A 24,892-nucleotide genomic window follows, 5' to 3' on the forward strand; every position below is an offset into this window, starting at 1 on the left:
TTATTTCAACTCCTTGTTTTATTTGTTGCTGACCGCGCTGCCAAAGATCTTCCATACCTGGTTAAGACCCTCGATGAGCTGGTCAATGTCGTGTTTATCGTTGTAGAACGCAACGGATGCGCGGCAGGTGCTGGACTCGTGCAACTCAATCAGAAGCGGCTCGGCGCAGTGATGACCAGCGCGAATGCAAACGTTGTTCATGTCTAGGATGCTCGAGACGTCGTGTGGATGAACGCCGCGCACGTTAAACGCCACAGCGCCCACGTGGTTTTGTCCCAGCTTAGAGCCAACGATATCAACAAAGTCCAGCGTGCACAGTTGCTGCACCAAGTACCTGGCGAGAAGTTCTTCTCGCTTCTCGATCTTTGCCATATCCAAGCCGTTGAGGTATTCGACAGCGGCGCCGGTAGCATAGATACCTGCGGCGTCCTGCGTGCCTGCCTCAAACTTCTCGGGAACAGGAGCCCAAACAGCGCTGGTTTCGGTGACGGAATCAATCATTTCGCCACCGGTAAGGAACGGTGGCATGGCATCAAGCAGTTCAGCGCGGCCCCAAAGCACGCCAATACCCATAGGTCCACACATCTTATGTGCCGAGAAAGCTAGCAGGTCGCAGTCAAGATCGTGCACATCAATAGGGATGTGAGGTGCGGATTGGGCGGCGTCGACAACCATGTAGGCGCCCATAGTGTGAGCGCGCTTGGCAATGGCCTTGATGTCATTGCGGGTGCCCAGCACGTTGGAGACGTGTGTGACAGACACAATCTTTGCGCGCTCGGTAATCTTTGACGCAATCTCTTCAGGCGTAATCTGGTACTGCGAATTCATGCGCAGGTACACCAGGTTAGCGCCGGTAACTTTACAAATCTGCTGCCATGGGATGATATTGGAGTGGTGCTCCATAATGGAAATGACCACGTCATCGCCTGGCTTGAGTGCATAGCGGCCAAGGCTTGAAGCAACCAGATTAAGCGCCTCAGAAGTGTTGCGCGTAAAGATAATCTGCTGGCTTTCTGGCTTGCCGTTTTTATCGACAGCTCCAATGAATTTTGCAATTGAAGCACGAGCTCCCTCGATAGCTGCGGTTGCTTCCACACTCCAACGGTACAATCCGCGCAGAGCGTTTGCGTTCATGGTCACGTAGAAGCTAGACTGCGCCTCAATAACCGCGCGTGGGCGCTGAGAAGTAGCAGCACTATCCAAGTAAGCTACCTCGGGATTTGCTGCCAGCAGCGGAAAATCTGCCTTGTAAGGGTTATCGGTAATCTGAGCAACTTCTGCGTCGGTCATTACGCGACACCACCTTTGCTGGAATCGGCTTTAGCGTCGGAATTCCTGCCATCGCTGCCAGCTGCATCGTCACTACCTGCAGCTTCGTCATAGTCGTGAGCAATTTCTGCGCCCAGCTCAGCCTCGCAACGCTCAACGGCCACGCGGTGAGAAATCTCCTCAGGTGCGTTGATGATGGCGTCTTCAAAGAGAGCGCGTACAAACAGCTGCTCTGCAGCCTGGCGAGAAAGTCCTCGAGCCGCAAGGTAATCAAGCTGTTCAGGGGAGACGGATCCAATAGTAGCTCCGTGGTTACCAGCAACATCGTCCTCATCGCAGAGAATAACAGGCATGGTCTTGTTGACAACGTCGTCGCCAAGAATCATGACCGTTTCAATCTCGTTACCCTGGGCATCTTTTGCGCCGCGGACAAGATCGATGGTTGCGCGAAGCGTCTTCTTAGCTGCCTCGTTAAGGACGCCAGACTCGGTGAGTTGCGCGCGCGTAGAGGTACCACGCATGCGTACCAGGTGATTGATATCAAGCGTCTCTTCGTGAGTAGCGTGATAGCGATTGTTAAGGTCAAGGCGAGCTCGAGCGCCAACTAAGTTAGCAGTGAGTCCAAGGCCAATGGTTGATCCACCCAGAGCGTACTGCTTAACATCAACAGCCGCGTCTTGGTGAATCTCAAGGCCAACGCTTTCAAGGTGCTGTTGGCCCTCGTTGACGCCAAGCATCTCAATAAGGTGCAGCTTAGCACCAGCCTCAACCACAATGCGGGTGAGCGCAGCGCTGGTTGGGAGCTCGTCGCCGGAAGCACTCGCGTCGCTGCCTGCAGGCGCGTCGTCGCCGTCGCTCGCATCGCCTGCAAACGCTGCGATGACTACGGTAGCCTCGGCACCTTCGCGCACAATGATGCCGGTGTTAGCGCACTGGTTTTGAGCTGCAGAAACAGCAACAACAATAGGCTCTTCTCGCTTGGTACGAGCGGGAACGTTGTAGAAATCAGACTTGAATGCCTGAGACTCTACGTAGTCAGTAACCTCCTGGCCCATTCCGCACTCAATGCGCTCAAAAAGGCGAGGCAGAGGCAGGTACACTGTGCCTGCGTCAGCGTGATTGGGGACGGAAACTGACAAAGAGTTAGCGCGTAGACGGTTCCATGTCTGAGCTGCAGGAACGTTGGCGCGATTAATCAAAACGTTATCCATTAGCCAATCGCTCCTTCCATCTCAAGTTTAATCAGGTTATTCATCTCAACGGCGTACTCCATTGGGAGCTCCTTTGAGACAGGGTTTGCAAATCCGTTTACTACCATGGTGCGAGCCTCGGCCTCAGAGCAACCACGGCTCATCAGGTACAAAACGGTGTCGTCAGAAATGCGGCCAATAGTTGCCTCGTGGCCAATCTGAGCAGTTGCATTGCGGACATCCATCTCTGGGATGGTGTCGGAGCGGCTGATGTTATCCAGCATCAGAGACTGGCACGAGAACGCCACGCGGGCGTTTTCTGCCTTGCGTCCAACGGTAACTGCAGAGCGGAAAGTGTTGACGCCGCCATCCTTGGAGATGGACTTAGTGTCAACGTTTGCCGAGTTATTGGAGCCGTTGATAATCACCTTGCAGCCTGTATCCAGGTCCTGCGTAGCTCCTGCAAACGTAATACCGGTGAACTCGCAGTTAGAAGAATCGCCGTTCATAATCGTAGATGGGTAGAGGTAGGAAACGTGGCTACCAAAAGAACCCGAGACCCACTCCATCTTTGCATTACTGCCAATAATGGCGCGCTTGGTGTTGAGGTTGTACATGTTCTTGGACCAGTTTTCGATGGTCGAGTAACGCAGACGAGCGCCGTCCTTAACAAAGAGCTCAACAGCTCCTGCGTGAAGGTTTGCTGCATAGTATTTAGGTGCAGAGCAACCCTCAATAAAGTGCAGGTCAGCGCCTTCCTCGACAATAATAAGTGTGTGCTCAAATTGGCCGGCACCCTGAGCATTCAGCCTAAAGTAGCTTTGAAGTGGGTAATCCAGAGTGACGTTTTTTGGCACATAAACAAAAGAACCGCCAGACCATACGGCATAGTGCAGCGCCGCAAACTTGTGGTCTGAAGGAGGAATCAGCTTGCCAAAGTACTCTTTAACAACAGGCTCCCACTGTGGGTCATGCAGAGCATCCTCAATGGTGGTGTAAATAACACCCTGCTCAGCAACTTCTTCACGCATGTTGTGATAGACAATCTCAGAATCGTACTGAGCACCAACACCAGCAAGGCTCTCTGCCTCTGCTTGTGGAATGCCCAGACGATCAAAGGTATCCCTAATATCCTCAGGTACATCGTCCCAGCTATTTGCCTGCTGAGTCTTTGGCGAGACATACGTGGAGATATGATTCAAATCCAGACCTGCAATAGAAGGTCCCCAGTTGGTAGCCATCTGGCGCTGGTGATAGGTTTCCAGGGCCGACAACCTCATCTGGAGCATCCACTCGGGCTCTTCTTTTTTCTCGGAAATAGCACGCACAATTTCTGGCGTAAGGCCATCATCGTAGCGCTCGTAACCCTCTTCGGACTTGGTGAAGTCGTAGAGCGAGCGGTCTACGTCAGCGACCTCAGATCGCTTCTTCTCGCTCACTAGTTAGCACCGCCCTCATCAGTCTGGCTCTCAAAACGCTCAAAGCCCTCGTGGTCAATCTGGTTGATAAGGTCAGCAGGACCGTCTGCTACCAGGTGACCCTTAACCATAACGTGAGTGCGGTCAATCTCAAGGCGCTCAAGAATGCGGGTGTTGTGAGTAATGATGAGCAGCGAGCCATCGCAGGTCTCGCGATAGGCCTGAATGCCCTTTGAAACAACGGAGAGCGCGTCAACGTCCAGGCCAGAGTCTGTCTCGTCGAGAATGGCAAGCTTAGGTTGAAGCAGCAAAAGCTGGAGCATCTCAACCTTTTTCTTCTCGCCACCAGAGAAGCCAACGTTAAGCTCACGCATCAAGAAGCCCTGGTCAAGCTCAAGCTGATCAGAGATCTGACCAACGCGCTGACGGAACTGACGAGCGGTCATCTTAAGCTCAGGGCGCATCTGCGTAATGGTACGCAGGAATGAATAAAGAGGAACGCCAGGAACCTCAACAGGTGCCTGGTAGGAGAGGAAGATGCCCGCAAGGGAGCGCTTATCTGCAGCAAGCTCAGTTACATCCTCGCCGTTAAAGATAAGGGAACCATCGGTAATCTTATAGGTAGGATCACCCATAATGACGCGGCCAAGTGTTGATTTACCTGCGCCGTTAGGTCCCATCAGAACGTGAGCCTGGCCATCACCAATGCTCAGATCAATTGAATGCAGGATGGATTTCTCCTCGGTACCTGCGGAAATTCCGTTTACACGGAGTAGCTCAGTTGCCATAAATCTCTCTCCAAATATCTCTACGTGCAAGCACGTGATACGTTTGTGACTAGCTCTTTGGGCAGCTCTAGGGCGAGCAAAACCTTGTGCTAGTGCGGTTTTGTGGCAAAGACAAACGCCAATGTCACCGATGTTGTTGTCATACCCCAAAATCCGCTAATTCATACTAAATGGTAGGAATTAAAAAACAACCCTCACATACGCACTTTTTCACGTTTTCTAGAAAATAATCGGATTTTTTCATAGGTTTCAAAAGTTATAAAAGCTTTTCTGCGCCAGAGCTGTCTCTCATGGGTAAACTAGAAACATCTATGTTTGTAACAAGGAGGATTCATGGGTCAGAGAATTCAAGGTACCGAAGATCTTTACGGCGGCTATATGCGCTCTTGGGAGCATATGCAGGATGTTGCTCGCCATCTGTTTGGTACTTATGGCTTTGACCGCATTGAGACTCCTGCACTTGAGCAGGTAGATACTTTTGTTCACGGCATTGGTGAGTCAACAGATGTTGTACGCAAAGAGATGTTTCGCGTTTTTTCTGGCGCGCTACTTGATGATTTGCTGGCTGCCGGCAATGAGTCCGGTCTTAAACCTCGTCAGCGTATGGCTATGCGTCCTGAGGGAACTGCCGGCGTGGTCCGTGCTGCCGTTGAGCACAACTTTGTGCCACAGGGAGGAACTCCTGCAAAGCTTTGGTACGCCGAGTCAATGTTCAGAGGAGAGCGTCCTCAGAAAGGCCGTCTGCGCCAGTTCCACCAGGTAGGTGTTGAGTGGCTTGGAGCCTCTGATCCAGCTGCTGATGCAGAGTCCATCATCATGTTGATAAAGTTTTACGAGCAGATGGGTTTCTCGCCAGCTGATATGAAGCTCATGATTAACTCCATGGGTGACGCGGAGTGCCGCCCAGCATATCGCGAGAAGGTCAAGCAGTTCATTCTTGATCACAAGGATGAGATGTGTGAGGACTGTCTTGAGCGCGCAGAGATTAATCCACTTCGTGCATTTGACTGCAAAAACGAGAGCTGTCACGCGGTCATGAAGGACGCACCACTCATTTCTGACAACCTGTGTGATGACTGCCGTGCTCACTATGAGCAGGTCAAGGCATATCTGGACGCTGCTGGTATTTCATACGTTGAGGATCCAACGCTTGTTCGCGGTTTGGATTACTACACGCGTACTGTTTTTGAGGTAGAGATTCCAAACGCTGGCGTTGGCGCTATCGGCGGCGGCGGACGTTATGACGGTCTTGTTGAGCTTGAAGGCGGAAAGCCAACCCCAGGCGTTGGATTTGCTGTTGGCTTTGAGCGCATTATGCTGGCGCTGGAAGCTCTTGGTGTTGCAGCTGAGCCAGCGGCTCCAAGCTGTGTGTATGTTGCTTGCGCAGGTGCTGAGCAGGCTCCTGTTGTATTTGATACCGTGTTGTCATTGCGTGAAGCTGGTATTAGATGCGAGGCTGATCGCACTGGTCGTTCGCTGAAGGCTCAGTTTAAGCAGGCAGATAAGATGGGCGCAACGCTTTGCGTGGTCATTGGTCCAGATGAGGTTGAAGCTGGCGCGGTAACTCTTCGTGACATGGAATCTCACGAGCAGGTACAGGTGCCTGCTGACCAGCTTGTTGCTGAGGTAAAAGCCAGACAGTAACGGCTAACGGATTCTATTCCTGAAACCTCTTATGTCTGAACTGCCTCCTATTTCTTGGACACGAGAAATGGGAGGCAGTTCAAAACACATCTAAGTAAGATAATCTGTTAAAAAGACGTATACATGACGCAGAAATTACCACAAACATGCAGATTATCTTTATTAGGTGTGTAAAATGCCCTCATCTGAGCAGAATATCTGACTTAGGTGTGTTCCGTAGGTGCGAAATTTACCTATAGTTAAATCTTTTATATAACGCTATTCATTTTCTAGCATATTAGATGAAGTTTATGCATAGAGATGCATATCAGGTAGTGCGACCGCCTAGCTGCCTGCTATCTTGATTAAGAACATGTCGATTATTCGGCAGAACCTACCAAAACTGCGCTATTTTGTACGCCAAGCCTCAAAGCCAACGCTAACAAGCTGCAGAATCATAATCACCCGCACATGAACTGCCTCCCATTTCTTATGTCCAAGAAATGGGAGGCAGTTCATGTCCTAGGCATGAGAGGTTTTTATTTAGGTAGTAAATACCGTTTGTAGAATAATAGAAGCCGTTTACGATAGTTATCAGTGAGATCAATTAAACGTAAACGGTTTAAGTTCATACTTAATACTGTAGAAGCATATTTATAGCTTTATAACTAATAAGCACCTTCATTTATTTGTAATTCCAAGAAATTGTAGGTGAAGAAATGAAAAGAGCGTACCGCTTCATTGTTTCTATCATAGTTGTCTTAATTGCACTTTCTTCTTTTTTGGTGGGAAAAGGGTTTTTGGAAATTTTTATTTCCCGTAAATTCGATTCTTGGCTCTCTAATCAGCCGCAATTTTATACTTCACAGATGTCTAATGAGACAAAAGAAACGTTTGTGTCAGTTGTTAGGTCTTACGCTCAAACTCACAAGATGATTCTTATAACTAAGAAAACTGAATCTATTACTGAAGGTCCTAGGATATTGACCGTTGGTGTGCTGTCTTCCCCAGGCAGTGAAGCTAACAGCTTTGATTCTTTTGATATTCTTGGTACCCAAGTTATTAATAGACAAAAGATTAATGAGCTTCTAGGACATTCTCCAGAGTCATATCTTGGCTACGGAATGGATACCAACAATAAGGTTAGTGACTTACCGTATGTATTAGGGTCAGTTTATTTCAAATTAGATCAAATTACTCCTGGCTATAATTTGGGAAATTCTTGTGCTGTTTTAGGCCTTTCTCCTGAAGAATTTGATGAATTAGTTGGCCAGATTTCAGAAGCTACTGGCCTACATAAAGAAAAATTTATAACTAATTATTCAGGATCAGCGGTTGAAATTGGACTGTTCTACTACGTTGCAGGGGTAACTTTTATAATCTTGAGCATATCGTTTTGTTTACTGACGTATTACAACTCATTACAAGAATTAAAGAAACTCGGTGTCCACGTAATGCTTGGCTGGAGTAAGAGCGATTACGTCGTACATCATTATTTTTTCTATTGCGTTTTAGCGACTGTTTTACTGCCATTAGCTCTTATGTGGACAATGGTTAATTGCTCCGGATTTGATATTACTGGCAGTTTTTTACTGTTTACCTGTGCCACGGCAATGCCAGCAATACTTGTAGTTGTGGTTTCGGTACTAATTTCTGCGGCTCCGCTTCTAACAATCCGACCTGTAGATGCAATTTTAGGAAGACTGTCACAAAAGGGTTTGTACGTTCTAACGGCGATAATTTATGCGCTTTGTTGTGTAGTAGTTTTTGCTGGTTCTACGTATATGGATGCTCCTATAACCATGTACTCAAATCTACTATCCACTCAAGAAAATTGGTCTGTATATAAAGATTGGTATATTGTCCGAAATCACGTTTCTCAAGGTAATTTCTTCAACGGCAGGCCAATGGATAAAAGTAAGGAATTATTCGATTGGTATAAAGACCACGAGCACGATACAGGTGTCTATATTGCTCATGTAAATCAAATAGGTGAGCCAACGCTAAATGCTTATGGAGTAAATCCTGCAATTTTGAAGCCATTTGATGTTCTGATTGCTTCCCCTTCTTATCTTAAAGAGATTGGGGTGTCGCTAACTAATGATCAAGTTAAAAAAGCAGAGAGTGGAACAAGGATTTATTTAGTTCCAAGCTCGTACTCAGAAGAACAAAAATCCTTGTTGAGAGAACTTGTGGCTAGAAGCGACAAAATATTTGAGTCAGATATCGTTACATCCTATATGCAAAATCCTTCATCTGAATTTATTGAATATGATGCAAGCAAGGGATTTTTTACCTGGTCAACAAATATAGACAGCCCTTCTATAAGCACAAATGTTGTAATCAAAGTGGTAACCTCAAATAACATGGTTCCCAAAGAATCAGAGAGCTTAGTTGCTACGGGGCTTGATAATAGCTACATAAAGTTATCACCTGAGGCCGCTGCAAATTTGTTGGATTCCAGTGGTGTTGTAGAGCTCTCTGATGACGGTTTTGGAACACAGTTTAGTTCGATCGAGAGCTTTATAAAGGACTACAGAAAATCTCTGCAGGAGCTCTTCCTCTTATTCGGTGTTGTAATTGTGCTTATGTTTGCAGCTATAACAGTTATTCAAATAAGCATGATTTCAATTGTTCAGAGATTACATGAGAGAAAAATTGCTGTTGAATGTATGCTGGGATTTGGCATTTACAAGCAATACATAAATATTTTCCTCATAGTGAATCTCATTGCACTTGTTGGAACACTTTGCATGATTGTCATAGGTTCAACTCTTGGAATAATAATGGGCTGTTTGATGTTATTGATTTCCAATTTGACTATCAGTATTTCTGCACATAGAAGCACTATGAGAATTGTTCTAGAGAATCTCTCTAAGGAGTAGTTATGAAAACATTTCTACAGGTAGATGCTCTCAATAAGTCATTTGGAAGCAACACAGTTCTTCATAACATTTCATTTGAGATAGAAAGCGGAGAGTCAGTGGCTCTCGTGGGCCCTTCTGGATGTGGAAAATCAACGCTTCTTAATATCATCGGTCTTCTCGAGACACTAGACTCAGGCACAATCAAGCTTGAGGGAAGAGCATATCCTTCAATCAATAGTAAAAAAGCAACGCTTATGAGGCGTACTGAAATCAATTATCTATTCCAATCTTTTGCCCTCATTAATGACTGGAAAGTAAGCAAAAATCTCTTATTGGCGCTTCAATACACCAAGCTTTCAAAGCAGGAACAAGAGCGTCTTATTAGAGCTGCTTTGGAAAACTACGGGATTGGCGAGAAGTTCGATGCGGTTGTAAATGAGCTTTCTGGTGGAGAAAAGCAGAGAGTAGCAATTGCTCGAGCAATGATAAAGCCAGGCAATTTAATCCTCGCTGACGAACCAACCGGATCACTTGATAAGGCTATGGCCACTATTGTTATAGACAGTTTGCTAGATTCCGTTCATGCAAACCATAAAACGCTTCTTATGGTTACACATGATATGGGTATTGCCCAGCGTTGCAATCGAATTATTGAATTACCAAAGCATTAATAGAAGTATTAACGGCGTAAAACACGTCTATCTTAGCAATGTGAATTAGTAGTGCTGAACAGCGCGGTCTTAGGCAACTTTAACAGCAGGAAGACTTGCGGTAGAGTCTGCAGACCCATCATCCTGCACACGAGGACATGAGCAGCTACGGACATCGTCAGAGGTAAGACCAAGCCAACGAGCACGATGGCCGTCAATCTTAGCTGGGCGGCGATGGAGCCACAGAGAAATTCCCAGAGTCCAAAGAGGCAGCAAATAGAGGAAGCTTGCAGCCAGAAGGCTCATAGAAGGTGCGCCAATTGCAGAGAGTACCGAGATGTTTGAGATGGACCACGGAACCAGTGGAGCAAGAATTACAGCGCTATTCTCGATATCCAAAGCAAGAGCGCTGGAAGAATTTTCTGCGTTCTCGCACAGATCGTTTGTCAGCATAATAGCCAAGGTCTGATTGCAAGAAACCATTGAGGTAAACATGCTGGTAATCAGAACGCCAAAGAAAGGCGTGGAGTTATCGGAGAGGTCAGCTACCAGCTGGCACATACGACGAAGCAAGCCAGTTGTCTGGAAAAGACCAGCGTAGCTTGAGGAAATGGTCACGATTGTCAAGACGTTCATCATGGAGAAGACACCGCCGCCATTAACCATGTTTGCAACGGTAGCTCCTGGAGCACGAAGACCAAAGAGCAGGATAACAGGCAGGTCCTCAAGAGGAACTCGCTGGACGGTGACACACAGAATGCAGGCAAGCACCAGGCTGGATGCCATGGTTACAATGACATCAACCTTAAGAAGCGAGAAAACAATTACAAGAAGTGCTGGTGTAAGTGAAATCAAAGAAAGCCTAAAGGAACGGCTCAGAAGACCAGTAACATCGGGGATAGTTCCCGTGTTTGCCATAAAGAAATCCCAGGCCACGTAGATAACACATGCAGCAATAAAAGGCACCACGCTGGTACGAAGCATGCGGTTAATGTTCTTGGATAGATTGGTATCGGTGAGCTGCGAAACAAGGATTGCGCTGGTAGACATAGGGGAGCAACGATCACCAAAGTAGCTACCTGCAAGAACAGCGCCACCAATAAAGAACTCACTTGCTCCAATTGCCTTACCAATAGACATGCAGATGATACCCATGGTTGCAGCGGTACCAAATGCGGTGCCCAAAAGCATGGACATCATGGTGCAGAGTAAGAAGGTAGCCAGAATAAAGACAGAAGGAGAAATAAGAGAAGCAGAAATACTGACAATCTCTGGAATGGTTCCAGCTGCACGCCATGCCGCACTCATAGCACCAACAACAGCAAACAGCGCAATAATTGTTTTAACTTCCCAAACAGATTCAAAGGCTGCCAAAAGAAGCTTTTTTGCAGAGATTTTACGAGAGAGTCCGTAACCAAAAAAGAGGAAGAAACCAATGGTCAAGATAGATGTAAGGGGGAAAGATAGGGCTGTACCTACGATGAGCATCACCGCAAAGGCACTTAGTACTATTAGCTCTACCATGCATCCACTCCAAACGAATTTCTTATGTAAATAGAGTAGGCAACTAAAAAGTTGAAGTCCAACTGTTTTCAATGGTTATAATTACAAGTAATTTTTGTAATACAGTGGGAGCAAAAATGAACTTTCAAACTATGGATTATTTTGTTGCCGTTGCAGAAGAAAAGAGCTTCACCAAGGCGGCTGAGCGCCTGAGCGTAACGCAGCAAACGCTCTCGGCAAATATTGCGGCAGCAGAAAAAGAACTTGGCTCTAAGCTGTTGGAACGCACCGTCCCGTTGTCGCTCACGTTTGCGGGAGAAGAGTTCTTGCGTTATGCCCGTAGGTTTCAGGCTCAGCGTCGCGCTATGGATCAAGAGTTTCTTGATATTGCGGGCAACGAGCGAGGTCGCCTGCGTGTTGGTGTTACCGCAACACGAGGCCACATCATCATGCCGCGCTCCATCGCTGCTTTCCAAAAATTGCATCCAAATATCTCCATTGAGCTTGATGAAGGCGAGAATGACGAGCTTGTTGAGTGGCTGTCCGAAGGTCAGCTTGACTTGATTGTTGCAACGGTTAATTCGTCGTCGTATGACTTGGTTGTTAAAAAGCTGTTTGACGAGAAGATCGTTCTGGTTGTCTCTCAAGCGCTTCTTGAGTCTTTGTATGCAGATAAGGTTGACTCGGTTGTCGCGCAAGTCAAAAAGACGGGAAAGCTCACGGCCTTGGAAGCTTGCCCCTTCTTAACGGTAGGTAAACGAGACATTGCTGGTAGTTTTGCTCGCCATGCGTTTGCCGCATCGGGCATTTCTCCCACTATCAAGGTCATGTCCAGAAACTCCGAGACGCTTTTGGCGCTTGCCATGAGAGGCGTTGGTGCGTGCTTCTTGCCATCAGAGCTGGTTGCTTCGTCTAATTACGACTTTGAAACGTCTGGCCTTCACATTATTGAGCTGGGAAAAGAGATGTCGTACTCGGTTAGTGTTGCCTGGCGACGCACCGACCATGTGTGGAGCACAATCGAGTCATTTGCCCAGGTTCTCTCTGAGCAGCGCTATGTAGTTAAGCGAGGTGAGTAGCGTGGATGCTCTTCAGTCTGACAACAACCTTGAGGTTTTGTATCAGGATGACTATCTACTTGCCGTGAATAAACCGGCGGGAATTATCGTTCATGCGGACGGTACCCATGAACCCTCGTTAACTGAGCTAGTTTGCGAGAAACTCCGTGCACTTGAGAGCCCAAGCCAGATAGACCTTTCCCAGGTCCAAGCTCTGAATCGCCTTGATAGAGAGACTACGGGCATTGTGCTTTTCTCGCTCAAAAAAGAAACGCAGCCACAGTTTGACCAGCTTATTGCCTCTAAGGAGCTTTCCAAAGAGTATCTGGCAGCCGTTAAGGGAACGTTTGAACCAAATAAAGTGCTGATAGATAAGGCAATTGGAAAAGATCGGCACGACGCTCAGAAGATGAGAATCTCAGCCACAGGTAAGCCTTCTCAAACGGAGGTAAGCCTCATTAAGGTTTCATCATCAGCACAAGGTCAAACTCAAAGCTTACTACTGGTCAATTTGCTGACAGGAAGAAAGCATCAAATTAGAGTGCATCTCTCGTCACTTGGATTTCCCCTGGTAGGAGATATGCTGTATGGAGGTGCGTCGTCTCTGCAGCGCGCTTCAAAAAAGAAGCATAGGCCGCAGCCGTTAATGCTCCATGCATATCGCGTTGGATTTATTCATCCGCTCACGGGCGCAAAAATTGTGATTAAAACGGATATTCCAGAGCGATTTTCTTATTTTAGTGTCACCAAGGGGGACTTATAGTACATACTTTGTGGTAGAGACATACATTCATTTTGTGCGGATACGTTACCCAGACGTGCATAAAGTGAACGAGGAGGGGGAGAAATGCCTGGCACAATGCGAGGTGTCTATACCAACCTGACTGAAATCCGCAGGAAGGTATTTAAAGAGGTTTCAACGCTTGCGTATGAAAAAGCAGATAAGAGCGTTGATGAAATTGTTCACCAGATGGAAGAGCTGCCGTACAAGATTATTCCTGGTGATATTGCTACGTATCGTGAGAGCGTCTTCTTGGAGCGCGCTATTGTTGGCGAGCGCATTCGCATGACTATGGGCATGCCTATGCAGGGCGTTGATCAACCAGAGCTTATTTCTGACGGCTTGGAAGAGGCCTCTCGACCTGAGGTTTATTACCAGCCACCGCTGATTAACATCGTTAAGTTTGCGTGTAACGCCTGCGAGGACAACGTGTATCGCGTTACCAACGCGTGCCAAGGTTGTCTTGCGCACCCTTGTCGAGAGATTTGTCCTAAAGAGGCAATTAGCTTCGTAGACAAAAAGGCATACATTGACCAGGAGAAGTGCATTCAGTGTGGCATGTGCTTCAAGGTTTGCCCTTACCAGGCAATTCATCACCACGTACGTCCTTGCGCTGCTGCTTGTGGTATGGACGCTATTGGCTCCGATGAGCATGGTCGCGCAGATATTGATTACGAGAAGTGCGTATCTTGTGGTCAATGCCTGGTCAACTGCCCCTTTGGTGCAATTGCTGATAAGAGTCAGATTTTCCAGGTAATTCAGGCCATCAATGAGGGTTACACCGTTGTCCCAATTGTGGCTCCTTCGTTTGTTGGTCAGTTTGGCAAGGGTAGCGTTGGCCGTCTTCGCGAAGCCTTCAAAGAGATGGGCTTTGCCGAGGTAGAAGAGGTAGCAACCGGCGCTGACCTTTGTACTGTTCAGGAAGCAGAAGACTTTGTCAAAGAAGTCCCAGAAAAGCTTCCCTTTATGGGAACAAGTTGCTGTCCTTCCTGGTCTGCCATGGCTAAAAAAGAGCATCCAGAGCACGCTGATGCAATCTCTATGGCCCTAACCCCCATGGTTTTGACTGCTCGTCTGGTAAGAAAGCAAAACCCAGAGTCCAAGATTGTCTTTATTGGACCATGCACTGCAAAGAAGCTCGAGGCTCTGCGTCGCTCCGTTAAGTCCGAGGTCGATTTTGTTCTGACTTTTGAGGAGCTTGCAGGAATGATGGAGTCTAAGGGCATTGACTACACCAAGCTTGATGACGACAACTCCGACTTTGAAAACGCATCCCATGACGGTCGCGCCTTTGCCGTTGCGGGTGGCGTTGCGGGTGCCGTAGTTAACGTTATTCACCAGAAGTACCCTGATAAAGAAGTGCCTATCATGGCTGTTGATGGCCTTGCTGAGTGCCGAGCTATGCTTAAGGATGCTGTTAAGGGTAAATATCCAGGCTACCTTCTTGAGGGCATGGCTTGTCCTGGCGGCTGTGTCGGAGGCGCTGGCACCCTGAGTGCCGTTAACCGTGCTGCCGCAGCAGTTAAGCGTTACGCAAAGACCGCTTCTTCCGAGCTGGCTTCTGCTAATAAGTACAACGATCTTATTCCAGAGCTTGCTGGCACGGTCTCTGCTGAGGTTGAGATTGCCGAGGTTCTTGAGGTTCAGAAGCCTGTTGAGTAGACAGGTTCTCTCAAATTAAACGTAAAACGCCGGTGCACTGCATCGGCGTTTTTATATGAGATGCAGATTATTAAGATAATTTACCTGGTAAAAAAGGACCTGCGTTAACAGGTCCTTTAAGTTTTAGCTGAGAGGTAGTCAACAAAATGCTGATTACTTTGAATTACTCAGATTTTTCGTTTTTCATGGATGCATAGAACGTTGCATGTGCAAAAACGTCTTTAATGGTTTTTCCATTAATAAAAGGAAGCGCGAGAAATTCGTCTACCGTAGGAACTAATTCAGAACAATCTACAAAGTGATTCTTTGAGTTTCTGATGCTGGTGTCTTGAGCTCTCCATGCCTCAAAGTTGACATCAGTGAGGTAATAAACCTGGTGTCCGACTTGCATGTACACAGAGTGATTACTGTGCAGGTACTCTACCAGGTCTTCGTAAGAAATCTGGAGAACCTCAGAACTTTTCTTGCCCATGATGCAATCCTTTCCACGTCGCTTGCGCGCAAATTATGGACGCACTTTTATTGACTATACCGCCCTCCGAATACGCTTATTCAGATGAATTGAGAGGCATAGGCAAGCGGACGTTTTTTCTCGCTCAACGGCAATGATGAATGGTTGTAATTATTAGTGCTACTATTTGAGAATTTCTTGCACCATTGCTTCTGCGGTATCGCAAAGCGTGGTAGCACCTGCAGCTAGAAGCGTTTCTTTATCTCTAAATCCCCAGGTAACGCTAATGCAAGGCATGCCACTGTTGTGTGCTGTTGCAACATCAACCTCGGAGTCTCCAATATAGACAGCGTCTTGAGGATCAACGCCAATTTGAGCAAGGGCGTAATGGACAGGCTCGGCATCAGGCTTTCTTTTAAGGTCATCTCGCTGACCCAGAGCAAAGTCAAATCTACCTGGGAAGAAATTAGTCATTAAATCGGCAATAGCAAAGTCTGGCTTGTTGGAAACAACAGCGCACTTAACACCCGCTGCTCTGAGCGTATCTACCGCATCAAGGATACCAGGGTAGGGCGCAGTGTTATCCAAACTATGGTCAGCGTAGTGCTCCTTAAAGCATGCGAGCACGCGCTGGTATGTTGCATCATCGGTACCCTCTGGCACGGCGTCACGGATAAGCTTTGCAACGCCATTTCCAACCATCTGACGTACTTCATCAACGGTATAGGTGGGCATGTTGAACTGCTCAAGGGCGTAATTGGTTGCCCAAGCAAGATCAACAATAGTGTTCAGAAGTGTTCCGTCGAGATCAAATACAGCGGCTTTATAGGCCATGAAAGCTCCAAGTTCTTCTCGCCCTATGAGAGGGCTCATGTGTATCAATTTCAGTCTAGCGTAAAAGTGTGACGGTAAGTTATTTATTCCTCGTGAATCTCCACTAAGTTTAGATTGAGAGGATTCGACTAAACGTTGGAGAGTACAATGTTTAATCTATGAGCAAGGACGTGCCGTCTACACGTTTTTGCCGTCTTGAAGGCGCTTTCCGATTTGGCACAGGGAAGCAAAGACGAAAGGATAAAAATGGATTGTTCCTCAGAAAACCCCCAGAATTATTCCGCTCACGCAGCTGCTGATTTGCACAGCATGCATACGCATACCTGCGGAGAGCTTCGTGCAGAGCATATCGGTCAGACCGTTACGCTCACTGGTTGGGTTTGGCGTCGTCGTGACTTTGGTGGCCTAATCTTTGTTGACCTCCGTGACCGCGAGGGTTTGACCCAGATTCTGTTTGACCCAGATGTTGATGCAGAAACATTTGCAACTGCAGAGACTATTCGTCCTGAGTGGCCTGTTCTGATTTCCGGTACGGTTCAGCATCGCTCTGAAGGTCAGACCAATGAGGCTCTTGCTACCGGTGAGGTAGAGGTGCTTGCTTCAAAGATTGAGGTTCTTAACACCAGCGCTGTTCCACCATTCCAGATTGAGAACCACATTGACGTTAACGAGGACCTTCGCTTGAGGTACCGCTATGTTGACCTGCGTCGTCCTCAGATGGCTCAGAATCTTCGTATGCGTTCTGATTTTGCATTTGCGCTTCGTGAGGCATTCCATAAGCGTGATTTTACCGAGGTAGAGACTCCGGCACTGTTCAAATCTACTCCTGAGGGCGCTCGTGACTTCCTGGTTCCATCCAGAATGCAGGGCGGAAACTTCTACGCACTGCCACAGTCTCCACAGCTGCTGAAGCAGCTGCTGATGATTGGCGGTATTGAGCGCTACTATCAGATTACTAAGTGCTTCCGCGATGAGGACCTTCGTGCAGATCGTCAGCCTGAGTTTACACAGGTTGATATGGAGATGGCATTTGTCCGCGAGGAAGATGTCATGGCTGAGCTTGAGGATATTCTGGGTGATGCATTTGCAAAGATGGGTATTGAGTTCCCAGCTCCACTGCGCAAGATTCAGTACTGGGACGCAATGGATACCTACGGCTCCGATAAGCCTGATACCCGCATTGGTATGGAGCTCCACGATGTCTCTGAGGTCTTCAAGCAGTCCAGCTTTAAGCTCTTTAGCTCTGCCGCAACAACTGATGGCCAGTACGTTAAGGCAATCAACGTTAAGGGTGCAGGCACCTGGCCGCGCTCTCAGGTAGATAAGCTTGCCGAGGTAGCTGCCGGCTTTGGTGCCAAGGGACTTGCATGGGTCGCCTTCAAAGAGGACGGCTCCGTGGGAGGCCCTATTACCAAGTTCTTCTCGTCAGAAGAGCTCGAGGCACTGCGAGCAGAGATATCTGCTGAGGCAGGGGACTTGATTCTCTTTGCTGTGGGCGGCCGTCTGGAGACAGATGAGATTCTTGGTGGTATGCGCCTGCATATGGCAAAGGTCTTGGATGTACCACGAGAAGGTCATGATTTCCTCTGGGTTGTTAACTTCCCACTGTTCCACTGGGATGAGGAGACTCAGTCTTATGCCTCTGAGCACCAGCCCTTCACCCTTCCTCGTGAGGATGAGCTTGGCCTTCTGGATACTAATCCTCTGGCTATGGGCTCGTATACCTACGACTTTGTTATGGACGGCTTTGAGGCTGGCGGCGGCGGAATGCGTATCCATAACGCTGAGCTGCAGCTTAAGATTCTGGAGAAACTCGGCTTTACTGAAGAGCGCGCAAAGGCTCAGTTTGGCTTCTTGATGGAGGCTCTGACGTTTGGTGCGCCTCCAATGGGCGGCTTTGCACTTGGTCTTGACCGCGTATGCATGTTGCTTGCAGGTGCCGATTCCATCCGTGATGTCATGGCATTCCCAAAGACTACTTCTGGCTCTGATTTGATGTCGAGCGCTCCTTCGCCTGTTTCTAATGAGCAGCTTAAAGAGGTTTCGCTTCAAACGCTTCCAAAAGAGGCATAAGCAAACCAAGCAACGCAAGACAGTAAGGTACGTGGTGTTTTAGTAATGAATGACGCTTCTGTAAAAGAAAAAGCTCCATCTGCTCGCGCTGAGTTAAAGGTAATCTTGGACCATTTTGGCGCGTATAAAAAGGACTTTGTTATGTCGGGACTCTGCGTGTTTGCAGAGTCCCTACTCGAATTAGTGATTCCTGTACTCATGGCTCAAATTGTTGACCAGGGTATTTTGCAAGGCAATCTTCAAACTGTTTTTGTAAACGGTACCGTTATGGTTGTCTTTGCTCTTCTCGCCATGTTTGCTGGTATTGGCTATGCACGCTACTCAGCAAAAGCAGCCATGGGACTGGGCGCTCAACTCAGGCAAGATGAGTATCGCCGTATGGAAGAGTTTGCTTTTGCAAATCTTGATAAGTACGATTCATCCTCTCTGGTCACGCGACTGACGTCAGACGTTACCATTATTCAGAATGCTTTTGCAATGGGCACACGTCCGTTTATGCGTGGACCAATTATGCTGGTCATGGGCTTAGTTATGGCATTTATTATGAGCCCAGAGCTGGCGGTAGTGTATTTTGCCGTGCTGCCTTTCTTGGCTATTGCACTCTTCTTTATTGTGAAGCGCGTTGGTCCTTTGTACCGCGTTATGCAAAGTGCAATGGATAAGCTTAACGAGGCGCTGCAGGAAGACTTTGCAGCCGTGCGCGCTATTAAGGCGTATGTCCGAGAAGGATATGTCTCTGATCGCTTTGAAAAAGTCAATACGCAGTACGCGCAGACTGCTACAAAGACCTTTGGCACTTCCGTCTTAAACCTGCCCATTTTCCAAGCATCAATGTACGTCACTAACGTGGCTATTCTTTGGTTTGGTGGCCAGATGATTATGGCTGGTAGGTTGGGCGTTGGTGAGCTCACGGGCTTCATGAGTTACGTACTGCTTATCATGAACTCTCTTATGATGATTTCTGGCGTGTTCTTGCTTACTGCTCGCGCCATTACTAGCGTGCGTCGAATCGGAGAGATTCTTTCCGAGGAGCCTGCTATTGAGTCTCCAGAGCACGGTTTGACTGACGTTAAGAACGGTGCAGTACGCTTTGAAAATGTATCTTTCAAGTACAGCCAGAGCGCTGAAGAGGACGTTCTTGAAGATATTAATCTCTCGTTTGCGCCAGGCTCTACCGTTGGCATTCTCGGTGGCACCGGCTCCGGAAAAACTACCCTTATCCAGCTGATTGCACGCTTGTACGATGCTACTGAAGGCACCGTGTTTGTTGGCGAGAATGACGTCCGCTCCTACAATCTTGTTTCACTTCGTGATGCGGTGTCTGTTGTCCTTCAGAAAAATGTGCTGTTCAGCGGCACCGTCCGCGACAACCTGCTCTGGGGAGATCCCAACGCTACTGATGAGGAACTGCTTCACGCGTGTTCTATTGCATGCGTTGATGAGTTTCTTGACAGGATTGGCGGCTTGGACGGAGACCTTGGTCAGGGTGGCGTCAATGTTTCTGGTGGCCAGAAGCAGCGCCTTTGCATTGCGCGTGCGCTTTTGAAGAAGCCAAAAATTATCATTTTTGATGACTCTACCAGTGCGGTTGATACAGCAACCGATGCAAAGATTCGTGCTGGTCTTGCTGAGCTTGCTGACATGACAAAGATCATCATTGCCCAGCGCGTGAACTCCGTTATGGACTCAGATCAGATTGTCGTTCTTGATAACGGTAGGGTTCATATGACTGGCACTCACACAGAACTTCTCGCCAAGAGCCCTATCTATAGAGAGCTGTATGAGTCGCAGATTGGCGGTAGTCAATCGGACATTGACGCTGCTGGCAAGGAGGTGTCACATGGCTAATCGCGCAGGAGGAGCACGTCCTCAAAACATCGGACATACCATTAGAGTGTTTGTCTCGTATTTGGGTCATGCCAAAAAGCGTCTTATGTTGGTGGCACTTCTTGTTTCTATCAGCGGTTTAGCAGCGCTCCTTGGTACCTATATGATTAAGCCTGTTGTTGCTGCAGTGGGCAGGGGAGACGTAAACGCATTTACCAACCTCATTGTATTTACTGCGGTTGTGTATGCAATTGGCGCTCTTACCAGTGTTGGTTACACGCAAATTATGGTTCGTGCTGCTCAGAGGATTGTTTTTGACATCAGACGAGACCTCTTTGAGCACATTGAATCGCTGCCGCTGAGGTTCTTTGACCGCCGTACCCGCGGCGATATCATGAGTTTCTTTACCAACGACGTGGATACCATCTCAGAAGCTCTTAATAACAGTTTTGCCAATCTTGTTTTGGCGTTTATTCAGATGGTTGGTACGCTTGTGTTGCTCATTGTCCTTAACTGGCAGCTGACGCTCATCACTATTCTCTTTGACGTTTTGATTGTGATTTATGCACGCTATGCAAGTAAGCGCTCTGCCAAGCATTATTCGGTGCAGCAAAAGAGCCTTGGTGTTCTTAACGGTTTTGCAGAAGAAACTATCTCTGGCCTTAAAGTGGTTAAAGTTTTTAACCACGAGGATGCCAACTTTACTGATTTTCAAAAGGTTAATGAGGAGTTACGGCACTCTGGAACAAGTGCTCAGGGTTACGCAGCAACCATGGTTCCTATCACGGTTTCGTTGACGTATATCAATTACGCTGTGGTTACCGTGGTTGGCGCACTGCTTGCGGTAAACGGACACGCGGATGTTGCAAGTCTTGCATCCTACCTGGTCTTTGTTCGCCAGGCAGCCATGCCGTTCAACCAGTTCACACAGCTCTCCAACTTCCTGCTTACCGCTCTTGCCGGTGCCGAGCGCATCTTTGCGGTTATGGAGATGACTCCCGAGGTTGATGAGGGCAAGGTTGACCTGGTTCGCGTTAGTGGTTACGAGTTAGGAGAAGAGTCCTGGGCTTGGGTCACACCGTCTGGCGAGAAAACCCCTCTTGCTGGAGACGTTCGCTTTGATGACGTGACTTTTGGATACGACGATGATCAGACGGTCCTTGCAAACCTCACCCTGTTTGCAAAGCCTGGTCAAAAGATTGCATTTGTTGGCTCAACCGGCGCTGGTAAAACAACTATTACCAACCTCATTAACCGCTTCTACGATGTTCGTAGCGGAACCATCACCTACGACGGCATTCCAATCAATGACATCAAGAAGTCTGCACTAAGGTCCTCCCTGGGCATTGTTTTGCAGGACACACATCTGTTCACGGGTACCATTGCGGACAATATTCGCTTTGGTAAGTTGAATGCTACTGATGACGAGGTTATTGCTGCAGCAAAAATCGCAAACGCAGATAAGTTTATCCGCCGTATGCCCCGTGGCTACAACACCGTACTTACCTCAGATGGCGCTAACCTTTCCCAAGGTCAGAGGCAGCTTCTGGCAATTGCGCGTGCTGCTATTGCCGATCCTCCCGTGCTTATCTTGGACGAGGCAACTTCCAGTATTGATACGCGTACTGAGGCACTTATCGAGAAGGGCATGGATGCCCTAATGGCGGGCCGTACTGTCTTTGTGATTGCTCACAGGTTGTCTACAGTTCGTAACTCTGATGCCATCATGGTTCTGGAGCATGGCCGCATTATTGAGCGCGGTACTCACGATGAGCTTATTGCAAAGCATGGAGAGTATTATCAGCTGTATACGGGCTCGCGAGAGCTAGAGTAGGGGCGTTTATTGTGATTGAAGCTTTAGCTGTTGCCCTTGGTGGAGCACTTGGTAGTTTAGGTCGCTGGCAGTTGGGGGTCCTCTTTAAGCAGTGGATTCCTAACCTGCCAGTTGGTACGTTTGCTGCAAATGTAGTTGCAGGTTTGATTATTGGTTTTGTAACAGGGCTTGATCTTGCAAGTCCACTTCAGCCACAGGTAAAGCTATTCTTAGCCGTGGGTCTTTGCGGAGGACTTTCGACCTTCTCGACCTTCTCAAATGAAACGTTGACCTTTATTCAAGCAGGTAATTGGACTGCCGCAGGTGTGAATATTGCGATCAATGTTATAACGTGCCTGGTTGCCGTGTTTATTGGATTGAAATTATCAGCTGTTGTGTCGTAGCTTGATTATTCGATTGTCTAAATTAAAAGCTAGATATCCTTCTTTTGGATACCTAGCTTTTTAATTTGCTTCCTTCGATTGTAGTTGCCGCGTTTTTTATTTTGTCATCTTTGGCAGTACAAAGAGCACGATTCCCATGGTAACAAGAGGAATACAAGCTACGCATACAAGTACAAAGAGTGCATTCTGAGCTCCTGCAAGAGTGCTTGTAGCTAAGTCTGTAGCTTCAAGCTGAGAAGTCGCTACAACGCCAGAAATAACGCTGGTGCCCATAGCGCCAAAGAGCTGCTGCATTGTGTTAATAACAGCATTTCCATCTGCTTTGCGGTCTTCCGGTAAGTGTCCCAAAGCTACCGTAAAGTTGTTTCCCATCTGAAGCGCCTGACCAATGGCGAAGATGGCAAAAATATACGTGATCATTTCTACGGTAAGCACGTGAACAAAGAGCAGCAAAAGGAGCATGCTGGTAAGGCAGCAAAGAATGCCTGTAACAATAGGCTTTTTAGCTCCTAGCTTGTCTAAAATCTGACCAGAAATTGGTGCCATAATTGCGCCAATAGCACATCCTGGAAGCATCTGAGCTCCTGCTGCGGTAGCACCTGCACCCAGTACTAGCTGGGAGAAGTTAGGCAGAAGATATGACTGACCAAGAATAATAAATTGCAGAGCAACAATAGCAAAGAGCGAGAGCACAAAGCCCTTCTCGCTAAATACCTCAAGATTAATGATAGGAATTTTTGGAGATTTATCCGATTGCTCCTGGTATTTAAAGGAGTTCTCGTGACGCACAAAAAGCGCAAGCGAGCCCACAAAAATCACCATTGCAAGCAAAACAGGAATGCTAAGAAGACCAAACGCGCTGGATTCGTCAATGACAAAGATGAGCGCAATAAAACTTACGGTAAGCAGCAGCCAGCCAAAGACATCAAAAGAGATAACCTCAGTTTCATGGCTCTGTTGGATTGAACTAATTCCCAGTACAAATGCCACAATCAAGAAGGGGAGAAGACCGGCAAAGATCATTCGCCAGCCAAGATGCTCTGCGATCCAACCACCAGCCGAAGGTCCTACTGCAGGTGCAACGGCGGTAACTAGCATACCAATGCCCATCATGACACCCATGTTTTTAAGTGGGGCCTGTTCGGTGATGATGTTGAACATTAGTGGTAGCGCTAGACCGGTGCCAATACCTTCTAAAATACGGCCGAGCAGCAATAACATAAACGTTGGAGCAGCAAATCCGCAGAGAATGCCACTGATGTAGAAGATCATGGCTACGGTAAAGATACTTTTTGTCTTGAATCGTCTGTTTAAATACGACGACATAGGCATGATTATGGCAAGAATCAAAAGGTACGAAGTAGTCATCCATTGCACTGTTGAGGTGCCAATGGAGAATTCCTCCATTAACGTTGGAAACGTCACGTTCATGGCAGTTTCTACGACAACTCCCGAGAAGGACATAATTCCTGTTGCAATTACAGAAAGAACAAGTTTTGCGTTGAGCTCTCTTTTAAACATTTAATCCCTTCTTTTCTCGGCGGTACATCGTAACACTATTCAATGTGGGTTTTATTACTGCGGGCGTATTCATCATGGTTCTATAAGTAGGCAAAAAAGAACGGGGTGGTATTAAACCACCCCGTTCTGCTTAACAATATAGCGTGTTGGCAAACAGCTTATTTAGCTTTGCCCTGGTTAGCAACAGCGTTAATCTTTGCCTCTATGACGGCTGGATCGCCAATATAGTGCTTGTCTACAATGTTCCAGTCCTTGTCAAAGGTGTATGCGCAAGGAATGCCAGTTGGGATATTAACCTCAAGAATCTCTTCTGGAGTGAGGTGCTCAAACTGCATAACAAGAGCGCGAAGGCTGTTGCCGTGTGCAGCAATAAGAACACGCTTACCTGCCTCAAGCTGTGGCTTGATCTCCTGCTCAAAGTAAGGCCATGCGCGTGCAATGGTGTCCTTCAGGCACTCAGTGTAAGGAAGATCCTCTGCTGGAACATCGCGGAACATTTCCTGAACGTGAGGATCGCGCTCGTCGCCTGGCTCAAGAGCTGGTGGCTGAACATCAAAGGAACGACGCCAAATCTTTACCTGCTCCTCGCCGTGCTCGGCAGCTGCATCAGCCTTGTTGAGGCCCTGAAGTGCACCATAGTGGCGCTCGTTCAGACGCCAGGTCTTATGAACAGGAAGCCAGTTACGGTCAAGCTCATCAAGAACATGATTCAGAGTGTGAATAGCACGCTTGAGCAGAGAAGTGTAGCAAACATCAAAGTCATAGCCAGCCTCTTTAAGAGCACGACCACCAGCTGCTGCCTCCTCGTGACCAGTCTCGGTAAGGTCAACGTCAGTCCAACCAGTGAACAGGTTGAGCTTGTTCCACTCAGACTCACCGTGGCGAACAATAACAAGGTGCATGTACTGATCTTCAGCCATTAGGCTTCCTTTCTACGCGTCAAACTTTGTGCACCATACGTGGTAAACACCAAGTTTTTGGCAATACTTTACATACAGGTGCAAGACAAAACGCTTGCGAATAATATTCTACCGCACACCGAAAAATACGTGCGAATCAATGTCTAAAAGATTTTGCATATCGCGTGTGCCAACTTTGAACTGCCTCCCATTTCTTGGACACGAGAAATAGGAGGCAGTTCAAAACACACCTAAGTCGGA

At 47.6% G+C, this 24,892-nt stretch carries 19 protein-coding genes; 10 read left to right on the forward strand and 9 right to left on the reverse strand.

Going from position 1 to position 24,892, the window contains the following annotated elements:
- Positions 1 to 18 precede the first annotated feature (18 nt).
- From ACO5GU_RS05290 to sufC, 4 genes are read right to left on the reverse strand one after another with little or no spacing between them, the layout of a single operon-like run.
- On the reverse strand, positions 19 to 1,290 hold the full coding sequence (locus ACO5GU_RS05290; protein WP_484814822.1) for an aminotransferase class V-fold PLP-dependent enzyme: 1,272 nt from the start codon (positions 1,288 to 1,290) through the stop codon (positions 19 to 21).
- The gene (locus ACO5GU_RS05295) at positions 1,290 to 2,480 is read right to left on the reverse strand and encodes a SufB/SufD family protein (RefSeq protein WP_484930358.1); all 1,191 of its coding nucleotides are present in this window, start codon (positions 2,478 to 2,480) and stop codon (positions 1,290 to 1,292) included. Before ACO5GU_RS05295 ends, ACO5GU_RS05290 begins: the two co-directional genes overlap by 1 nt.
- Positions 2,480 to 3,898 carry a Fe-S cluster assembly protein SufB gene (gene sufB, locus ACO5GU_RS05300; protein WP_314018848.1) on the reverse strand — a complete coding sequence of 473 codons (1,419 nt, stop codon included), beginning with the start codon at positions 3,896 to 3,898 and terminating at the stop codon, positions 2,480 to 2,482. Before sufB ends, ACO5GU_RS05295 begins: the two co-directional genes overlap by 1 nt.
- Positions 3,898 to 4,665, reverse strand: coding sequence for a Fe-S cluster assembly ATPase SufC (gene sufC, locus ACO5GU_RS05305; RefSeq protein WP_475003114.1), 768 nt, complete (start codon positions 4,663 to 4,665; stop codon positions 3,898 to 3,900). The genes sufB and sufC overlap by 1 nt, the downstream gene beginning before the upstream one ends.
- A 333-nt stretch (positions 4,666 to 4,998) precedes the next feature.
- Here sufC and hisS point away from each other — a divergent pair, with 333 nt between their 5' ends.
- The 3 genes from hisS to ACO5GU_RS05320 all read left to right on the forward strand — a co-directional run bounded on the left by hisS (position 4,999) and on the right by ACO5GU_RS05320 (position 9,826).
- Positions 4,999 to 6,309: a histidine--tRNA ligase gene (gene hisS, locus ACO5GU_RS05310; protein ID WP_484930359.1), complete on the forward strand. Its 1,311-nt coding sequence runs from the start codon at positions 4,999 to 5,001 to the stop codon at positions 6,307 to 6,309.
- Positions 6,310 to 7,007: 698 nt separating this feature from the next.
- Positions 7,008 to 9,173: a bacteriocin-associated integral membrane family protein gene (locus tag ACO5GU_RS05315; RefSeq protein WP_484930360.1), complete on the forward strand. Its 2,166-nt coding sequence runs from the start codon at positions 7,008 to 7,010 to the stop codon at positions 9,171 to 9,173.
- A gap of 2 nt (positions 9,174 to 9,175) precedes the next feature.
- Complete coding sequence (locus tag ACO5GU_RS05320) at positions 9,176 to 9,826, forward strand: ABC transporter ATP-binding protein (protein ID WP_484847723.1); 651 nt, start codon at positions 9,176 to 9,178, stop codon at positions 9,824 to 9,826.
- 69 nt (positions 9,827 to 9,895) lie between these two features.
- Here ACO5GU_RS05320 and ACO5GU_RS05325 read toward each other — a convergent pair whose 3' ends face one another.
- Entirely contained in the window at positions 9,896 to 11,401 is a 1,506-nt protein-coding gene (locus ACO5GU_RS05325; protein WP_484871084.1) for a Na+/H+ antiporter NhaC family protein, read from the reverse strand.
- A gap of 44 nt (positions 11,402 to 11,445) precedes the next feature.
- On the opposite strand from ACO5GU_RS05325, the gene ACO5GU_RS05330 reads away from it, so the two are divergent.
- From ACO5GU_RS05330 to ACO5GU_RS05340, 3 genes are all read left to right on the forward strand, one after another.
- Complete coding sequence (locus ACO5GU_RS05330) at positions 11,446 to 12,387, forward strand: LysR family transcriptional regulator (protein WP_314018854.1); 942 nt, start codon at positions 11,446 to 11,448, stop codon at positions 12,385 to 12,387.
- 1 nt (position 12,388) lies between these two features.
- Complete coding sequence (locus ACO5GU_RS05335) at positions 12,389 to 13,129, forward strand: RluA family pseudouridine synthase (RefSeq protein ID WP_484930361.1); 741 nt, start codon at positions 12,389 to 12,391, stop codon at positions 13,127 to 13,129.
- 84 nt (positions 13,130 to 13,213) lie between these two features.
- Positions 13,214 to 14,809, forward strand: coding sequence for a 4Fe-4S dicluster domain-containing protein (locus tag ACO5GU_RS05340; protein ID WP_484930362.1), 1,596 nt, complete (start codon positions 13,214 to 13,216; stop codon positions 14,807 to 14,809).
- Between the two features lie 163 nt (positions 14,810 to 14,972).
- Here the strand turns inward: ACO5GU_RS05340 and ACO5GU_RS05345 are convergent, their stop codons facing one another.
- On the reverse strand, positions 14,973 to 15,281 hold the full coding sequence (locus tag ACO5GU_RS05345) for a hypothetical protein (RefSeq protein ID WP_035435265.1): 309 nt from the start codon (positions 15,279 to 15,281) through the stop codon (positions 14,973 to 14,975).
- A gap of 162 nt (positions 15,282 to 15,443) precedes the next feature.
- The gene (locus tag ACO5GU_RS05350; RefSeq protein ID WP_484930363.1) at positions 15,444 to 16,094 is read right to left on the reverse strand and encodes an HAD family hydrolase; all 651 of its coding nucleotides are present in this window, start codon (positions 16,092 to 16,094) and stop codon (positions 15,444 to 15,446) included.
- 246 nt (positions 16,095 to 16,340) lie between these two features.
- Here ACO5GU_RS05350 and aspS point away from each other — a divergent pair, with 246 nt between their 5' ends.
- Genes aspS through crcB form a run of 4 tightly spaced genes read left to right on the forward strand, consistent with a single transcriptional unit; the run spans position 16,341 to position 22,211 of the window.
- A complete protein-coding gene (gene aspS, locus ACO5GU_RS05355) occupies positions 16,341 to 18,167 on the forward strand; it encodes an aspartate--tRNA ligase (protein ID WP_484930364.1) in 1,827 nt (608 codons plus the stop codon).
- A 45-nt stretch (positions 18,168 to 18,212) separates the two neighbouring features.
- A complete protein-coding gene (locus tag ACO5GU_RS05360) occupies positions 18,213 to 20,015 on the forward strand; it encodes an ABC transporter ATP-binding protein (RefSeq protein ID WP_484930365.1) in 1,803 nt (600 codons plus the stop codon).
- On the forward strand, positions 20,008 to 21,828 hold the full coding sequence (locus ACO5GU_RS05365; protein WP_484930366.1) for an ABC transporter ATP-binding protein: 1,821 nt from the start codon (positions 20,008 to 20,010) through the stop codon (positions 21,826 to 21,828). The genes ACO5GU_RS05360 and ACO5GU_RS05365 overlap by 8 nt, the downstream gene beginning before the upstream one ends.
- An 11-nt stretch (positions 21,829 to 21,839) precedes the next feature.
- Positions 21,840 to 22,211, forward strand: coding sequence for a fluoride efflux transporter CrcB (gene crcB, locus ACO5GU_RS05370; protein ID WP_313994412.1), 372 nt, complete (start codon positions 21,840 to 21,842; stop codon positions 22,209 to 22,211).
- A gap of 96 nt (positions 22,212 to 22,307) precedes the next feature.
- On the opposite strand, the gene ACO5GU_RS05375 is transcribed toward crcB, so the two are convergent.
- Positions 22,308 to 23,732: a DHA2 family efflux MFS transporter permease subunit gene (locus ACO5GU_RS05375; protein WP_484930367.1), complete on the reverse strand. Its 1,425-nt coding sequence runs from the start codon at positions 23,730 to 23,732 to the stop codon at positions 22,308 to 22,310.
- Between the two features lie 158 nt (positions 23,733 to 23,890).
- A complete protein-coding gene (gene gpmA, locus ACO5GU_RS05380; protein ID WP_035433192.1) occupies positions 23,891 to 24,652 on the reverse strand; it encodes a 2,3-diphosphoglycerate-dependent phosphoglycerate mutase in 762 nt (253 codons plus the stop codon).
- Positions 24,653 to 24,892: the final 240 nt, after the last annotated feature.

Source organism: Lancefieldella sp. (assembly GCF_057237245.1).

Bases quoted from the DNA above. Each gene is read 5' to 3' on its own strand.
- ACO5GU_RS05290 (WP_484814822.1), bottom strand. From the start codon at position 1,290: ATGACCGACGCAGAAGTTGCTCAGATTACCGATAACCCTTACAAGGCA.
- ACO5GU_RS05295 (WP_484930358.1), bottom strand. From the start codon at position 2,480: ATGGATAACGTTTTGATTAATCGCGCCAACGTTCCTGCAGCTCAGACA.
- sufC (WP_475003114.1), bottom strand. From the start codon at position 4,665: ATGGCAACTGAGCTACTCCGTGTAAACGGAATTTCCGCAGGTACCGAG.
- hisS (WP_484930359.1), top strand. From the start codon at position 4,999: ATGGGTCAGAGAATTCAAGGTACCGAAGATCTTTACGGCGGCTATATG.
- ACO5GU_RS05315 (WP_484930360.1), top strand. From the start codon at position 7,008: ATGAAAAGAGCGTACCGCTTCATTGTTTCTATCATAGTTGTCTTAATT.
- ACO5GU_RS05320 (WP_484847723.1), top strand. From the start codon at position 9,176: ATGAAAACATTTCTACAGGTAGATGCTCTCAATAAGTCATTTGGAAGC.
- ACO5GU_RS05330 (WP_314018854.1), top strand. From the start codon at position 11,446: ATGAACTTTCAAACTATGGATTATTTTGTTGCCGTTGCAGAAGAAAAG.
- ACO5GU_RS05340 (WP_484930362.1), top strand. From the start codon at position 13,214: ATGCCTGGCACAATGCGAGGTGTCTATACCAACCTGACTGAAATCCGC.
- ACO5GU_RS05345 (WP_035435265.1), bottom strand. From the start codon at position 15,281: ATGGGCAAGAAAAGTTCTGAGGTTCTCCAGATTTCTTACGAAGACCTG.
- ACO5GU_RS05350 (WP_484930363.1), bottom strand. From the start codon at position 16,094: ATGGCCTATAAAGCCGCTGTATTTGATCTCGACGGAACACTTCTGAAC.
- aspS (WP_484930364.1), top strand. From the start codon at position 16,341: ATGGATTGTTCCTCAGAAAACCCCCAGAATTATTCCGCTCACGCAGCT.
- ACO5GU_RS05360 (WP_484930365.1), top strand. From the start codon at position 18,213: ATGAATGACGCTTCTGTAAAAGAAAAAGCTCCATCTGCTCGCGCTGAG.
- ACO5GU_RS05365 (WP_484930366.1), top strand. From the start codon at position 20,008: ATGGCTAATCGCGCAGGAGGAGCACGTCCTCAAAACATCGGACATACC.
- ACO5GU_RS05375 (WP_484930367.1), bottom strand. From the start codon at position 23,732: ATGTTTAAAAGAGAGCTCAACGCAAAACTTGTTCTTTCTGTAATTGCA.
- gpmA (WP_035433192.1), bottom strand. From the start codon at position 24,652: ATGGCTGAAGATCAGTACATGCACCTTGTTATTGTTCGCCACGGTGAG.